15 protein-coding genes are annotated in these 15,680 nt (G+C 51.4%); 4 read left to right on the forward strand and 11 right to left on the reverse strand.

Annotation, left to right across the window (positions count from 1 at the left end):
- Window positions 1–154: 154 nt before the first annotated feature.
- The gene (locus KDM89_RS03710) at window positions 155–481 is read left to right on the forward strand and encodes an Hpt domain-containing protein (RefSeq protein WP_212686614.1); all 327 of its coding nucleotides are present in this window, start codon (window positions 155–157) and stop codon (window positions 479–481) included.
- Window positions 482–590: 109 nt separating this feature from the next.
- Here KDM89_RS03710 and phoR read toward each other — a convergent pair whose 3' ends face one another.
- From phoR to pstS (KDM89_RS03745), 7 genes are all read right to left on the reverse strand, one after another.
- Window positions 591–1,889, reverse strand: coding sequence for a phosphate regulon sensor histidine kinase PhoR (gene phoR / locus KDM89_RS03715; RefSeq protein WP_212686615.1), 1,299 nt, complete (start codon window positions 1,887–1,889; stop codon window positions 591–593).
- 102 nt (window positions 1,890–1,991) lie between these two features.
- On the reverse strand, window positions 1,992–2,678 hold the full coding sequence (phoB, locus tag KDM89_RS03720; RefSeq protein WP_212686616.1) for a phosphate regulon transcriptional regulator PhoB: 687 nt from the start codon (window positions 2,676–2,678) through the stop codon (window positions 1,992–1,994).
- Between the two features lie 17 nt (window positions 2,679–2,695).
- Complete coding sequence (gene phoU, locus KDM89_RS03725) at window positions 2,696–3,403, reverse strand: phosphate signaling complex protein PhoU (protein ID WP_212686617.1); 708 nt, start codon at window positions 3,401–3,403, stop codon at window positions 2,696–2,698.
- Between the two features lie 25 nt (window positions 3,404–3,428).
- Window positions 3,429–4,205: a phosphate ABC transporter ATP-binding protein PstB gene (pstB, locus tag KDM89_RS03730; protein WP_212686618.1), complete on the reverse strand. Its 777-nt coding sequence runs from the start codon at window positions 4,203–4,205 to the stop codon at window positions 3,429–3,431.
- 12 nt (window positions 4,206–4,217) lie between these two features.
- A complete protein-coding gene (pstA, locus tag KDM89_RS03735) occupies window positions 4,218–5,087 on the reverse strand; it encodes a phosphate ABC transporter permease PstA (RefSeq protein ID WP_212686619.1) in 870 nt (289 codons plus the stop codon).
- Window positions 5,087–6,031: a phosphate ABC transporter permease subunit PstC gene (gene pstC, locus KDM89_RS03740; protein ID WP_230427676.1), complete on the reverse strand. Its 945-nt coding sequence runs from the start codon at window positions 6,029–6,031 to the stop codon at window positions 5,087–5,089. The genes pstA and pstC overlap by 1 nt, the downstream gene beginning before the upstream one ends.
- A gap of 183 nt (window positions 6,032–6,214) precedes the next feature.
- On the reverse strand, window positions 6,215–7,258 hold the full coding sequence (pstS, locus tag KDM89_RS03745) for a phosphate ABC transporter substrate-binding protein PstS (protein ID WP_212686620.1): 1,044 nt from the start codon (window positions 7,256–7,258) through the stop codon (window positions 6,215–6,217).
- A 179-nt stretch (window positions 7,259–7,437) separates the two neighbouring features.
- Between pstS (KDM89_RS03745) and ppk1 the strand changes: the two genes are divergently transcribed.
- Window positions 7,438–9,678 (forward strand): polyphosphate kinase 1, encoded by a 2,241-nt coding sequence (ppk1, locus tag KDM89_RS03750; RefSeq protein ID WP_212686621.1) that lies wholly within the window; start codon window positions 7,438–7,440, stop codon window positions 9,676–9,678.
- On the forward strand, window positions 9,678–10,160 hold the full coding sequence (locus KDM89_RS03755; protein ID WP_212686622.1) for a SixA phosphatase family protein: 483 nt from the start codon (window positions 9,678–9,680) through the stop codon (window positions 10,158–10,160). The genes ppk1 and KDM89_RS03755 overlap by 1 nt, the downstream gene beginning before the upstream one ends.
- A 418-nt stretch (window positions 10,161–10,578) precedes the next feature.
- Here KDM89_RS03755 and KDM89_RS03760 read toward each other — a convergent pair whose 3' ends face one another.
- The 3 genes from KDM89_RS03760 to KDM89_RS03770 all read right to left on the reverse strand — a co-directional run bounded on the left by KDM89_RS03760 (window position 10,579) and on the right by KDM89_RS03770 (window position 12,854).
- Entirely contained in the window at window positions 10,579–11,436 is an 858-nt protein-coding gene (locus tag KDM89_RS03760; protein WP_230427677.1) for a UDP-2,3-diacylglucosamine diphosphatase, read from the reverse strand.
- A 6-nt stretch (window positions 11,437–11,442) separates the two neighbouring features.
- Complete coding sequence (locus KDM89_RS03765) at window positions 11,443–12,204, reverse strand: GNAT family N-acetyltransferase (protein WP_212686624.1); 762 nt, start codon at window positions 12,202–12,204, stop codon at window positions 11,443–11,445.
- Between the two features lie 266 nt (window positions 12,205–12,470).
- Window positions 12,471–12,854: a hypothetical protein gene (locus KDM89_RS03770; RefSeq protein ID WP_212686625.1), complete on the reverse strand. Its 384-nt coding sequence runs from the start codon at window positions 12,852–12,854 to the stop codon at window positions 12,471–12,473.
- 264 nt (window positions 12,855–13,118) lie between these two features.
- Here KDM89_RS03770 and pstS (KDM89_RS03775) point away from each other — a divergent pair, with 264 nt between their 5' ends.
- The gene (pstS, locus tag KDM89_RS03775) at window positions 13,119–14,165 is read left to right on the forward strand and encodes a phosphate ABC transporter substrate-binding protein PstS (protein ID WP_212686626.1); all 1,047 of its coding nucleotides are present in this window, start codon (window positions 13,119–13,121) and stop codon (window positions 14,163–14,165) included.
- Between the two features lie 101 nt (window positions 14,166–14,266).
- Here pstS (KDM89_RS03775) and KDM89_RS03780 read toward each other — a convergent pair whose 3' ends face one another.
- Window positions 14,267–15,112: a hypothetical protein gene (locus KDM89_RS03780; protein WP_212686627.1), complete on the reverse strand. Its 846-nt coding sequence runs from the start codon at window positions 15,110–15,112 to the stop codon at window positions 14,267–14,269.
- Window positions 15,113–15,680 lie beyond the last annotated feature (568 nt).

Consider the following 15,680-nt stretch of genomic DNA (forward strand, 5'->3'; position numbering starts at 1 on the left):
TGCTTTTTCGCGTTTGCACAAAGCCTGCTGCAGTGCGACTTGATACCCTCGCACGAAACCATTATAACGAGAGCACATCAGCCTGCTTCCAAGTACGCATCGTGATGCAGGTTGCATTCACCTTCAAAATCAAGTCCCCTGAATGAGGTTACGCATGCCAGCCTTCAATTATGCTGCCGCCCTGCAGGCAGCCGATCCTGAAATTATCGACATCATGGCTGCACCGTTTCTGGCGGCACTGCCTCAGTATTTGCAAGACATTGAAACTGCAGCTTCCGAACAGCGCCACAGCGATCTGCGCCGTCATGCGCATACGCTGAAAGGTCTCGCAGGAAATTTCGGCGCAGAGCCTATCGTCAGCCTCAGCCATACCATCGAGGAACTCGGTAAGCAGGAGCAATCTGCTGAAGCACAACCGCTGCTGACAACGCTGAAAAACGAATTACGCGAATTTATTACCGTGCTCAGCGCCAGCGCCTGATTCGGGCAAATAAACGTTCAGGACATAAAAAGAAGCGGCGTTCCGTATCAACCGGAACGCCGCTTCTTTTTTCAGAACTCCGCCGGGTTTACTTCGCCTCTTCCGGCACTTACTGCTGACTGTGCGCTGCAGACAAAGGAAACTGCACGCTGAACTGGCTGCCAACATCCGGTGTGGAATCAATCACCAGTTGCGCATGATGACGCAGCAACACATGCTTCACAATCGCGAGACCCAGACCGGTTCCCTGCGTTTCGCGTGAACGGCTTTTATCGACGCGATAGAAACGCTCCGTTAAGCGGGAAATATGTTCCGGGCTGATACCGATACCATTGTCTTCCACGGAAAAGCGCGGACCTTTATCGGTTTGCTCCCAGCGCAACTGTATCGTGCCGCCTTCTGGCGTGTAGCGAATTGCATTCGTAACCAGATTCGTCATCGCACTGCGGATTTCATCGGTACTGCCTTTCAGATCAGGCCCTTCCACCAGCAGCGTAATTTCGTGTCGCCCGTTCGACAACGCTTTTGCCTCCTGCAGAATCTGCTCCAGTAAGGCGCGCATATTAATCACTTCTGTGCGCACCAGATGATCGACCGATTCCAGCCGCGTCAGTGTCAGCATGTCTTCAACCAGACGCTGCATACGGTTGCCCTGCTCTGTCATCAGACGGATATGTGCTGCGCGTGTGTCTTTGTCCATTTCCACGCCGGATGCTGCAATTTCCAGAAAACCGTTAATCACGGTCAGCGGGGTGCGCAGCTCGTGCGAAGCATTCGCAATAAAATCGCGGCGCAGCATGTCGATACGTTCTGACTCCGTAACATCATGCGTTACCAGAATCTGACGACGGTTTTCAAACGGAATGATATGCACGATCAGTTTGTGATCGCGGAACGATAAGGTCAGCGGCGTATCGTAACGGCCCAGAATAATGTAATCCATGAATTCCGGACTGCGCACCAGATTCGTCACGCGCATCCCTTTATCCTGATGCAGACTGAGCCCCAGATGACGCTCCGCCGCCGGATTACACCATTCCAGAAACAGCACGTCATCCATAATGACGACGCCGTCCGGCAGCAAAGTCATGGCCTGACGGAAACGCGCCAGCCACTCTGCCAGCTCAGCCTGATTTTTTTCATCGCCGCGACGCAGTTTGTACAAGCGCGAAAACACTTCCATCCAGGCACCGCTGCCATCCGGCAAGCGGGAACTGCTGGGGTGATCGAGCCACACCGCAAGACGCTGAAGGTAATACAACTGATGTAAAAACAAGCCGAGTACACCGGCAAAGCCGAGCAGTAATCCTGTGGTAACACCCCAGAAGTAGCACGCAAGCCAGGTGCCTGCCACGATCAGCAGGATGCGGACGGAATTGGAAATCCAGAAAATGGTACTTGGTGACATGTACGAAGGAAGGGATGAGTTTGCAAACCGGGTTGCCGGTAAACACGCAGGGCAGAGATACTCTGCCCTGTTATTCAAAAATGACTTACAACGACAAAGCGCTTAAGGCTTTTCAGACAACATGTAGCCGACGCTGCGTACTGTGCGGATCAGATTCTCTGCGCTTTTCAGCACTTTACGTAAACGCAGCACGTGGACGTCGACGGTGCGCTCTTCAATCACAACATGGTCGCCCCAGACCTTATCCAGCAACTGGCTGCGGGAAAACACCCGTTCCGGATGCGCCATAAAAAACTTCAGCAGCTTATATTCTGCATGACCAATTTCAACTTTCTGGTCGTGAATACGCACTGTGCAACTGACCGGATCTAACACCACAGGCCCCGCTGTCAGCGCGGTTTGCGAATGTTCCGGCGCTTTGCGACGCAATAAGGCTTTTACACGCGCTGTCAGTTCACGCGGAGAAAACGGTTTTGTGACATAGTCATCCGCGCCGTGATCCAGACCGGCGATTTTGTCTTCTTCCATGCTTTTTGCTGTCAGCATGATGACCGGGATTTCATTGAACTGACGGTCAGAACGAATTTTTGACAGCAATCGCAATCCGCTCTGATCCGGCAGCATCCAGTCCAGCAAAATCAGTTGCGGCGTGCGACGCTGGATAAAATCCCAGGCTTCGCCGGTGCTGCCAACGGCTACCGTACTCCAGCCGGCAGCCTTCAGGGTAAAACTGACCAGCTCAACAATGGCTGGTTCATCTTCAACTATTAAAATCGTGGTATCGGCCATATCAGAGTCGTTCCATCTTATTGTTGTTCCTGGCGGGCAGCCACGTAATCTGAGTGGCGAATATCCTTACCTTCAACAATATAAATGGTGTGTTCCGCAATATTTTTCGCATGATCGCCGATGCGCTCTATCGCTTTTGCCACCCACAGCGTGTTCAGCGAAGAAGAGATTGTCGACGGGTCTTCCATCATGTACGTGATGAGATTCCGCATAATCGAGCGAAAATCGTTGTCAATAATAGCATCTTGTGCAATTAACTTAACAGCCTTTTCCTGATCCAGACGGGCAAATGCATCCAGCGAAGCATGCAGCATGTCTGCTACGCTGCTGGCCAGCACGCGCACGGTTTCATATTCACTGAAAATCGGCAGACCACGACGGCCATGCGCGGATTCTTTTGCGATACGTGCGATCTTGGTAGATTCATCACCGATGCGTTCCAGATCCGTGATGACTTTGCCGGTTGCCATTACAGTACGCAAATCATTCGCAGCAGGCTGACGTTTGACGATCAGGTGGCTGCACATGTCATCCAGCGCCACTTCCAGACGGTTCACTTCCAGATCGGACTGAATGACCGCTTCTGCCTGCTCCGCATTACCACTGCGGAAACACGCCATTGCGTCATGAAAATGACTTTCTACCAGACCGCCCATCAGCAGGACCTTGGAGCGGATTGCTTCCAGATCCATGTCATATTGTTTTGAAGAATGTTCTCCAGTCACAGCTTTCTCCTCTTTTTTCCGGGAATCAGCCGAAACGGCCGGTAATGTAATCCTGTGTTTCTTTTTTCACAGGGTTCATAAAAATCTGATCGGTTTCACCGAACTCAACCAGTTCACCCAGATACATATAAGCGGTGTAATCAGAGCAACGTGCAGCTTGCTGCATGTTATGCGTCACAATCGCGATTGTGTACTCTTCTTTCAGCTCATTAATCAGTTCTTCGATTTTGACGGTGGAAATCGGATCCAGCGCGGAAGTCGGTTCGTCCAGCAGCAGAACATCCGGTTTTACCGCAACGCCGCGTGCGATACACAAACGCTGTTGCTGACCGCCGGACAGACTAAGACCGCTTTTATTCAGCTTGTCTTTCACTTCGGTCCAGATCGCGGCTTTTTTCAGCGCCCATTCAACGCGCTCATCCATTTCACCTTTGGACAGGTTTTCATACAAACGCACACCGAAAGCGATGTTGTCATATACAGACATCGGGAATGGTGTCGGCTTCTGGAACACCATACCGACTTTGGCGCGCAACAGATTGATATCCTGATCGCTGTCCAGAATATTTTTTCCGTTATAAACAATTTTGCCTTCGGCACGCTGCCCCGGATACAGGTCATACATACGGTTCAGCGTACGCAACAGCGTGGATTTACCGCAACCGGACGGGCCGATAAATGCAGTAACTTTTTTATCAAAAATATTCAGATTAATATCGCGCAGACTGCGGGTTGCACCGTAAAAAAAGTTCAGTCCGTTAATTTCAATCGCTTTTTTCAGATCGTTGGCGTGAGTAGTCATATCGGTGCTCAATTAATGCTGTGTTTTTTGGTTAAACAGGGTGCGGGACAGAATGTTCAATCCGAGTACGCTGAAAGTAATCAGCAGTGCACCACCCCAGGCGAGATCACGCCAGTTATCGTAAGGACTCATTGCAAACTGATAAATCACGACCGGCAGATTAGCCATCGGTTTATTCATGTTAGCGCTGAAGAACTGGTTATTCAGTGCGGTGAACAGCAACGGTGCGGTTTCACCGGAAATACGCGCTACTGCCAGCAGAATGCCCGTCACAACACCGGCTTTGACTGCACGCAGACGCACCATCAGGGCAACTTTCCAGCGCGGTGCACCGAGCGCAAACGCCGCTTCACGCAGACTGGCAGGCACCAGACCGAGCATGTTATCGGTGGTACGCACTACAACCGGAATTGCAATCAGGGAAATCGCGATACTGCCTGCCCAACCGGAAAAATGCTTCACGTTGGCAACATAAACCGCATATACAAACAGGCCAATCACAATCGATGGTGCAGACAGCATGATGTCCGTCACAAAGCGCGTCAGACCACCGAACCAGCTTTTATCGCCGTATTCCGCCAGATAAATACCGGCCAGAATACCCACCGGTGTGGAGATCAGCGTGGCGCTGCCAACCATCATCAGTGACCCGACAATCGCGTTTGCCAGACCGCCGCCATCACTGCCCGGTGCAGGTGTTGATTCGGTGAACATGGTCCAGTGAATCGCGCTAACGCCTTTGCCGATCAGGATAAACAAAATCCACAGCAATGCGCCGATACCGAAAGCCATTGCCACAGAAGAGAAGAAGATACCGATTTTGTGACGCAGCAAGCGGCCGCGGTACACGGGATTATTGGCGGTTAAAGTGATGTTTTCCATTATTTCGCTCCTTCACTCTTGCTCAGACCCAGTAGCAGCAATTTGGCTGCGGACAGTACGATGAAGGTAATCACAAACAGGATCAGACCCAGTTCAAACAGAGAGGCAACATGCAATGGTGATTCCGCTTCCGCAAATTCGTTCGCCAGTGTCGATGCAATACTGTTACCGGCGGCAAACAGCGACCAGGACAATTTGTGTGCGTTACCGATCACGAAAGTCACGGCCATGGTTTCACCGAGCGCACGTCCCAGACCCAGCATCACACCACCTACCACACCGATTTTGGTGTACGGCAATACAATCTTGCGTACCACTTCCCATTTGGTACAGCCGAGGCCGTAAGCAGATTCTTTCAGTACCGGTGGGACGACTTCAAACACATCGCGCATGACGGAAGAGATGAAAGGAATAATCATCACCGCGAGAATGATGCCCGCAGTCAGGATACCCAGACCGATCATCGGACCGGAAAACAATGCACCGATGACAGGCAGTTTGCCGAGTGTTTTCGCAAGAAACGGTTGTACATATTCAGAAAACAGCGGCGCAAACACAAACAAACCCCACATGCCGTAAATGATACTCGGCACGCCCGCCAGCAATTCAATGGCTGTACCAAGCGGACGTTTGAGCCATGCAGGGCAAATTTCTGTGAGGAACAATGCGATACCGAAGCTGACCGGAAAAGCGATCAGCAGTGCGATCAGCGAAGTTGCCAGTGTACCGACAATCGCAATCATGCCACCGAACTGATCATTCACCGGATCCCATTCGATGGTAGTAATAAAGGCAAAACCGTATTCCTTCAGCGCAGGCATTGCACGCAGGAACAGAGAAATAATAATTCCGAGCAAAACAATCAGCACCAGTGCGGCGAAGCTCAGGGTAATTTTGTGAAACAGAAAATCCTGCCAGCGCTGACGACGCATAATCTGATGCATACGCTCATCGCTGACCGACGCATTAACCGGCGTCTGAACGGACTCTTTCGGGTGTGTAACCGAAGGTGAACTCATGTTGACCTGAGAAGATGATGTGGGCATAAGGTTTTTTGCTGACTGACAGAACCGGCGATACCGGCTTCCTGCAGGAAAAACCGGGGGAATATTCCCCCGGCACAGGGATTACCAGAGCGCTTTACCTGAAGCGTCTTTGATTTTTGCTTTCCAGCTGTCTTCGATCAGTTTGACAACCGGTGCTGGCATTGGAACGTATTCCAGATCAGCTGCCATCTGGCCGCCGTTTTTAAATGCCCAGTCAAAGAATTTCAGCACTTCTTTACCTTTTTCTGCTTCAGCCTGAGATTTGTGCATCAGGATGAAAGAAGCGCCTGTCACAGGCCATGTTGCTTTGCCTGGCTGATTTGTCAGTACCAGGTACATGCCAGGTGCTTTTGCCCAGTCAGCATTCGCAGCAGCAGCTTTGAAGTTTTCATCATCTGGGGAAACAAACTGACCATCCAGATTTTTCATCTGGGTGTAAGTCATTTTGTTACGTTTTACGTATGCGTACTCAACGTAACCGATAGAGTTTTTGATACGCTGAACGTTAGCTGCAACGCCTTCGTTACCTTTACCGCCCAGACCTACCGGCCATTTCACAGCAGTAGATGCACCAACGGAGGATTTGAATTCTGCGCTGACTTTGCTCAGGTAATCTGTCCACAGGAAAGTTGTACCGGAACCGTCAGAACGGTGAACAACGGTGATCTCTTCTGCTGGCAGCTTAACGCCAGGGTTGATAGAAGCGATCTCAGCAGCATTCCATTTAGTGATTTTGCCGCCGAAGATACCAGCCAGCACTTCACCAGTCATTTTCAGCTGGCCTGGTGCAATACCGTCAACATTCACAACCGGCACAACACCACCGATCACAGCCGGGAATTGTGTCAGACCTTCCGCATCCAGCTCTTCAGCTTTCAGAGGCATGTCAGATGCACCAAAATCAACAGTCTTTGCTTTGATTTGTTTGATACCACCGCCGGAACCGATGGACTGATAGTTCAGACCATTGCCAGTCGATTTTTTGTATGCTTCCGCCCATTTAGCGTAGATCGGGTACGGGAAAGTTGCGCCAGCACCGGTGATATCCGCCGCTTGTGCAACAGAGTAAGTAGCAGCTACACCAACTGCAGCGATCAGGGATTTGACGACACGATTCATTTGCATGTTCACCTCAGGGTTAAATAACAAGTGTTGTTAATGCGAGGCGAACTTTAATGACGAAATATGACCGGATTATGACAAGATGAAATCCGTATGAAATATTTCACTGGTGTGAAATATTTTCTGTCATAAAATTGTCATACAGGCCATTTAGAATATGGCAAACAGCAATGAAAAAGCCTATGACTCAAAGACTTACACCCGAATCAGCCTCCCCTGTAACAAATACGGTTGCTGATCAGCCAGCCGGACAACCCTCACCGGCTCCCGAGGCTTCTGTGACAGACGATACGGAATCCGGCATCCCGATAGCAGCGAATGTACGCGCCCCCCGCGGTGCTGGAACGGAAGGAAGCCGTAATGTGATTTTCCTGGACCGGGAAATTTCGCAAATCGCGTTTAACCGGCGCGTGCTTGCACAGGCAGAAGACAGACAAGTGCCGTTACTGGAACGATTAAAGTATCTTTGCATCGTTGGCAGTAATCTGGATGAATTCTTTGAAGTCCGCATTGCCAGCCTGCTGGCACAGAACACGGTGGACGGTGAATTATCTCAGGACCCCGCATTCCGGCAGCAGTTACGGAAAATTTCGGAGAACTGTCATCAGCTGGCACAACGTCAGTACGAATTACTGAACACAGAAATTCTTCCGCAACTGGCGAAAAAAGGCGTCCGCATTCTGCGTCACAATGACCGCAATGAAGCGCAGCGCGCCTGGGTCAAAGCGTATTTTGAACGTGAAGTAAAACCGCTGCTGACCCCGATTGGTCTTGATCCCGCCCATCCTTTCCCGCAAGTCGTCAATAAAAGTCTCAATTTCATCGTTTCTCTGGCAGGTAAAGATGCGTTCGGTCGCGGTACTGCAATTGCGATTGTGAAAGCGCCACGGGTTTTACCGCGCATTATTAAATTGCCGGAAGAGATTTCCGGCAACTGCATGGCTTTCTGTCTGCTGTCTTCTGTGATTCACTCCCATATCGAAGATTTGTTTAATGGCCGTGAGGTCATCAACTATTCCCAGTTCCGCGTTACCCGTGACAGTGATTTGTGGGTGGACGAAGAGGAAGTGAAGAATTTGCGACAAGCCTTGCAGGGTGAATTGCAAACACGTCAGTTCGGCGAAGCGGTTCGTCTGGAAGTGGCGAAAAATTGCCCTAAAGAGTTGTCCGACTTCCTGCTCGCGCAGTTCAATTTACCGCCGGACCGTTTATATGCGGTCGATGGCCCGGTCAATATGGTGCGTCTGGGCGAGTTGCTGGATTATGTACGCCAGCCAAGCTTGCGCTTCCCGCCATTTACGGCGCGCTTTGTGACCAAAGCCAATGGTCTGGATATGTTCAGCAATCTGCGTAAGCATGACATTCTGCTGCATCATCCTTTCCAGGCATTTCAGACGGTAATTGACTTCATCCGCTCCGCATCGCTGGACCCAAATGTGGTTGCCATCAAACAAACGGTATACCGCACCGGCATGAATTCCGACCTGATGGAGTCGCTGATTACGGCGGCCCGTCACGGTAAAGAAGTGACTGTGGTGGTTGAACTGAAGGCGCGCTTTGATGAAGAGGCGAATATCAACTGGGCAGACCGCTTGCAGCAAGCCGGTGCACAAGTGGTATATGGCGTGGTTGGCTTAAAAACCCATGCCAAGATGGCGCTGGTCATTCGCCGCGAAGATGGTGGCGTACTGCGTCACTACGCCCATCTGGGAACCGGTAACTACCATCCGTCCACCACACGCTTTTATACCGACTTCGGTTTGCTGACCGCACATCAGGGTATTGCCACCGAAGTCAATGAAGTGTTTATCCATCTGACCGGACTGAATAAACCGAAAAAGCTGGAACATTTATGGCTGGCACCATTCGGCCTGCAACCACAAATCATCAAAGCAATCCGCAATGAAGCGCGTATTGCCCGTGAAGGCCGCCCTGCCCGCATCATCGCCAAAATGAATGCACTGCTGGATGAATCCGTGATTCGCGCACTGTATGCGGCCTCTGCCGATGGCGTGAAGATTGATCTGATTGTGCGCGGCGCTTGTGCTTTGCGTCCGGGCGTGCCGGGCTTATCGGAAAATATCCGCGTTCGCTCGATTATCGGCCGCTTCCTTGAACACAGCCGGATTTACTATTTCCGCAATGATCTGGCGCATGACGTTTATCTGGGCAGCGCCGACTGGATGAACCGCAACCTGTTCCGCCGTATTGAAGTCGCATTCCCGGTGCTGGACAAAGCCCTCAAAAAGCGGGTGATCAGCGAAGGTTTAGACCCGTACCTGAAAGACAATACCAATTCCTGGGTACTGGACAGCGAAGGCAATTACGAACGTCGTAAACCGCGTGGCAAGCAACCGTCTTTCTGCGCACAAAATTATCTGATGCAGCAATTAGGTTCCCTCTCTCATACGGACGATGACTAATGGACTTAATCCTCTGGAGACATGCAGAAGCAGAATTCGCCACCGGCGACATGCAGGACAGTGACCGCAAGCTGACTGCAAAAGGCTTAAAGCAAGCCGCGAAAATGGCATTCTGGCTGGACAGCGTACTGCCGGACACTTGCCGGATTCTGGTCAGCCCGGCGGTACGTACACGCAGCACAGCCGATGCGCTGCTGGAGTACGGGCGCAAGTACAAGGTAATGCCTGAACTGGGGGTGGATGCCACGGTACGCGAAGCCCTGCTCGCCGCTAACTGGCCTTACAGCCGCGAACCAGTCATGATCGTCGGCCATCAGCCGTATCTGGGTGCGATTGTCGGGGAATTACTGGGACATCCGCTGCATGATTATTCGGTACGTAAATCAAATGTCTGGTGGATTTCTCAGAAACAAAAAGAAACTACGGACGCTGAAACCTATCTGAAAGCCATCATGGCACCGGATCTGGTGTTGAAATCCTGATCACCTCTTTGCCCCGGCAAGCAATCTGCCGCGGCTTTCAGTAACTCACACAGTTTGCAATGCAGGCACCGGTTTCGTTCAGCGATACCGGTGCTTATTGCTGCTCGCACGATATTTTGGCTGCGGCCTTGCCTGCAAATCCATCCGGCGCGGAATGCATTTACCGGCGTGACAGGTGCTGCGGAGCGGAGCCAATCGCAAGGTTCGTCAGCGAAGGTTTGGAAACTGCCGGAAATGGCAAAAAATGCCCTGAATGCGGACTTTGGCATAGCGATCTGGCGGTCGTCGGCAGAAAGTCCGGGCCTCGCTAAAGTGTAAATGACGATACTTGCACAACTACACGCAAAGTCCATCCATCACAACGCCTGCCAGCGCGCTGCCGCAGGCAGCCCGGCAGACGCAAGCCAGCCAGCCATTGTCAGGCAATCATGCCTTCACTGACCGGCGCCGGTGCACCGCTTTCAGGATCTTTCGGTAATTGCTGATAGACGACGTCGTGCCAGGTCACAATACTCAGCTCACCGGCAGCATCTTCGACCAGTGCGGACAAGCTTTCGACCCAGTCGCCATCATTGCAGTACAAAATGCCGTTGATATCGCGGATTTCCGGCTTATGAATGTGGCCGCAAATCACACCGTGCAAGCCTTTACGACGTGCTTCTTCGGCTAAAGCATCTTCAAATCGGGTGATGTAGCTGACCGCATTTTTGACTTTCAGCTTCAGATATTGTGACAAGGACCAGTAAGGCAAACCGGCGCGGGCGCGCCAGATGTTGTAGATCTGATTGAATTTCAGAATCATGGTGTACAGGCTGTCTCCCAGATAGGCCAGCCATTTGGCGCAGGCAATTACACCATCAAAGCGGTCGCCGTGCAGCACCAGCAAGCGGCGACCGTCGGCCGTGGTATGCACCAGCTCATCCCGAATCTGAATACCACCGAAATTCAGATCAATAAACTGACGCACCGATTCATCATGGTTACCGGGAACAAAAATCACATTTGTCCCCTTTTTCGCTTTCTTCAACACCGTCTGAATGATGTTGTTATGGGTCTGATCCCAGTACCAGCGGCGTTTCAGTTGCCAGCCATCAATGATGTCGCCGACCAGATACAGGGTTTCGGATTCGGTGGCTTTTAAAAATTCCAGCAAGCGCGCCGCCTGACAACCGGTGGTACCGAGATGCAGGTCAGAAATCCAGATCGTGCGGTACTTCAGCACATCTTTTTTACTGACCTTGTGCAGTTTTTTCCCGAGGAAGCGGTCGGCCTTCATCAGCATTTACTCACCGGTTCCGTAATGACGGGCGTAACGGGCATCAAGATTTGCCAGTGGCAGCATGACAAACAGATCGGCGCTGTGGAAATCAGGATCCCAGGCCGGTTCGCCGCAAATCCATGCACCGGCACGCAGATAGCCTTTCAGCAGCGGCGGAATCCGCGCATCGCTGGCTTGCGCATCAATGCCCTCCAGCGGGAAAGGCAGCAAGGGGCTGACGCGATATTCCAGCGGACACATTTCTTTCTCAGTCAGGCTGCGGTAAATCGCCGCCGCATTCGCACCGCCATCAGTCAGGCTGATACTGGCGCAACCAATCAGATGCGAGCACCGTTCACGGCGCATGTAAGCCGCGATACCCGCCCACAGCATCATAATCACTGCACCGCTGCGGTAATCCGGATGGATACAGGCACGGCCTGCTTCTGCAATACCGGAACGCAGATTAGCGAGGCGCGATAAATCGAATTCTGTTTCGGAATAATAACGACCGATGGTACGTGCGGCATTCGGGCCCAGGATACGGTAAGTACCCACCACTTTCAGTGTTTTGCTGTCGCGCACCAGCAAGTGATCGCAGTGATCATCGAACTCATCCTGATCCAGCCCCTCGGCATTCGCCAGTGCCGACAAACCCATACTTTCAATAAATACTTTGTAACGCAGGCGCTGCACTTCCCGGATTTCTTCCGGTGTGGTTGCCAGACTGAGGCTCAGTTTGGAAAAACTCGGATTTGCATCGGCCGGGATCGTAAGTAATCGCATGAATTGTCCTTTTGCTCATAAATGTGCTTGACTGACAGGCACAGATTAATGAGGGATTACTTCAGGACGATGACGTTTTGATTGCAGTTTAATGACAGGCAAAAAATACAACAAGTGCTCAGAAAACAGGCGACCGGTCAGGGGGAAACGTGATGTATACGAGAGCAGAAAGTGCTGGCGGGACAATACAAACAGAAATGCAGCAGCGCAGGCACACCAGGGTGTCCGCGCTGCTCAGCAGAAGAAGTAATACAGTAAAGCGCTGTTTAATCGCGGTCTTTTTTCGGGCGGCCAGCTTTCAGCACCGGCAACTCGGCGATCAGTTTTTTCAGCGCAGGTGTTTCTGTCTGGCTCAGTAACAATAAACCGATGCGCAGCAACTGGCTTTTCTTCACTTCGACACCGGCTTTCAGACATGCTTTTTTGGTGGCACCAAGAATCGCATATTCATCTTCAGGCATCGTAAAACTGTCACGCACCAGTTTAGTTTTAGCCGGCTTTGGCGCTGACTTGGCGACTTTCAGTTTCACCGGTGCCTTCACCGGCGCTTTGACGGCCTCCGTTTTCTTTTGATCGTCTTTCACAGCCGCAGACCTTTGTCTGCTGGCAGCACCTGCTGCTGCCGTATTCCGTTTCGTCGCTACTGCCATAAGATCCTCAGTCAAAATAAACAAATCATCAATTGATATAAACCATTCCGGCACCCGGTAACAGCATAACCGCATGGCATGACAAGCTTGTTACCAAAGAGTATCAAATTCATCAGAAAAAAGCTTCAGCGCCGCACTCTAACCAGCGGATATATCAACTCACCCTGTCCAGCCGCCAGATTTCCGAATTTGCTTCAGCATCAGCGCTGTCATAATCACGCCTTTTCAGCAGCGTCAGCAAAAGCAGCGCAAGAAAGCCGGTTTATGTTAACAAAGTTGTTCAGTTTTATAGGATTCAGTGCAGCACTGAGTTTCAGCAGTGCTGTGTTTGCGCAGGATATTCAGGGTGCAGGTTCTTCTGCAGCCGCACCACTGTATCAGTTGTGGGCTGATGCATTCGGCAAAGCAAAAGGCAGCAAAATTGCTTATCAGGCCAGCGGTTCGTCTTCCGGCATACGGCAGATAAAAGAAGCCAAAACCGATTTCGGTGCCAGCGATGTTGCCTTACCGGCGACTGAACTGAAACGCCACGCTTTACTGCAATTTCCGTCAGCCATTTCCGGCGTGGCAGTGGTCTATCATTTGCCCGGCGTAAAGTCACAGGAACTGCGCCTGACCGGTGACTTGCTGGCACAGATTTTCTCCGGAAAAATCACACAATGGAATGATACCCGCCTGCAAACTGCCAATCCGCAATTGCGTTTACCGGCGAAAGCTATTGAAGTGCTGGTACGCGAAGACGGGTCCGGCACGACCTATAACTTCAGTGACTATCTGAGCAAAATCAGCCCTGCGTGGAAAGCAGAAACCGGGCGCGATTTTGTGCTTCGCTGGCAGACACATTTCCGCGCCACCAAAGGCAGCAGCGGAATCGCTGCCATGCTGAAGAAAACGCCCTACAGTATCAGCTATATCGATTACAACTATGTGCTGCAGGAAAGACTGGATGCAGCCCAGTTGCAGAATCAGGATGGCAAGTTTGTCAGTCCCGGCGGCGAAAGCTTTGCCGCTGCATTAAATAACAGCCGCTGGAAATCAGAAGGCGGATTTGATGAAACGCTGACCAATCAGCCAGGGGCGAAAAGCTGGCCGATCACAATGGGCACCTTTATCATCCTGCCGCAAGTAACTGCAAGTCCGGCGCAAACCCGCACTGCACTGCAGTTTTTTACGTGGGCGTTTATGAACGGCGACCGTCTGGTCAGCGCGGCAGATTTTGTGCGTTTGCCGGATGCGATACAGGCGCGCATTTTCCGCGAACTGAACAGCGTGACCACACGCGATGGCAAACCGCTTAATTTCTATCAGTAATTTGCGGACATACAGCGCATCGCAAAGCATCACAGCAATAAAAAAGCGCAGACCATGCAATCTGCGCTTTTTTTCCGCCTGCCGGTGAAATCAGACGAGCATCACTCCGCCGGTGCCTGCATCCATTGCTGTGGCGTGCAGCGATCCCAGTTCATGCCTGCAGCGTAAAACAATGCAGCGCGGGTTTTCGATAAATAGTTAAACGATGGCTGCTGAACCAGGCGGACTTGTCCTGCGCTCACAAAAAACTCCACGGTGTATTTCGGGTACGCCATCACCAGTCCGCCGGGAACAAACGAAACATCTTCTGGCCGAATAATTTCTGCCAGCTGTAACTCTTTTGCGCCGGTAGTTACTGCTTTCAGGCGCTGCGCATTTTTCTGATAAGCCTCGCGCTCTGCCATATTGTCCCGGGCAGAGCTGAGCTTACGGATAATATTCAACGGATTGGTTCCCATGCTGACCAGCGACTCCAGATCTGACAGCGAAGGATTGCGTGCCACTTCAACAATACTGCGCCAGGTCGGCTTTTCCGGCAGCGTAATGCTCAGTTCCGTCACAGGTTCTGCGCGCGTAACCAGTGATTTCAGCCACGCATCTGCATCATCGCCCCAGTGACGGCGGGTCGCTGTGGCATATCCACGGCAACTGTAAAACGCCGCAGCGTCGCGACGGCTGAGTTTGCCGCTGAGTTTGCCATCTTCAAAAATCAGTGCGCCCGGCTCACCTTCCGTGAGCGCGAGGTAATGCCAGACCTTGCCCTGACTGTCTTTGACCTCAAAACGCTCCATAACGGCTTCAGGCGCGAAATCTGTAACAACCTTCCGCGCATCCTGCGTTGCGCTCACCTGTACCGTCTGCGCCTTCGCCAGTGCATTCTGAGCGCACAGCAACGGCAATAACAAGGCACCGTACCGGACTGCCGGTCTGATCTGATGGCATTTCATACTTCAGCTCCGTAACAAAAATGCATTCAACATAACAAAATGATATGCCAACCGCCAGCAAAATCTGATCAGATGGTCATGAAACCGACAAAACGTTTTACATGATTTAACATAATTTCCGGCAATTGCACTCTACGCGAGCCCTTACGGCATAAGGCTTTCCCACGAAGTCGCAAAAATTTTATACAATTACGCCCTTTCCGATTTCTGCAATTTACCAGACAAAGCTTGTCAGGCAAGGCTAAGACTAGGATAATCTCGCCCTCGCGCAAAAATCTTGCGCGGATAACCGAGTAAGATGATTCCGCTTTTTTGTCAGCGTAGCCCGCTAATTTTCAGCGGGCTTTTTCGTCCGTGTCTGCCGTTGATCTGCAACTTTGATCGTCTGCAGCATCTCGCTATTGCCAAGCTCACTTGACTAGCCCTTTGTTGCCGTACTGAATTTGTTACATGAAAAACAGCTTAACTGACTCATCGACTGCCAATGCAAAAACAGGTTCCACGCTTACCCTTGGTAAAAAGACCTTACAGCTGAACCGTGGCGCAGCACCTGCCGTTGCTGCAACAC

Origin of the sequence: Cognatundibacterium luofuense (genome assembly GCF_018139685.1) — a bacterium.
In the GTDB taxonomy this organism is placed as follows: Bacteria; Pseudomonadota; Gammaproteobacteria; order Burkholderiales; family Burkholderiaceae_D; genus Undibacterium; species Undibacterium luofuense.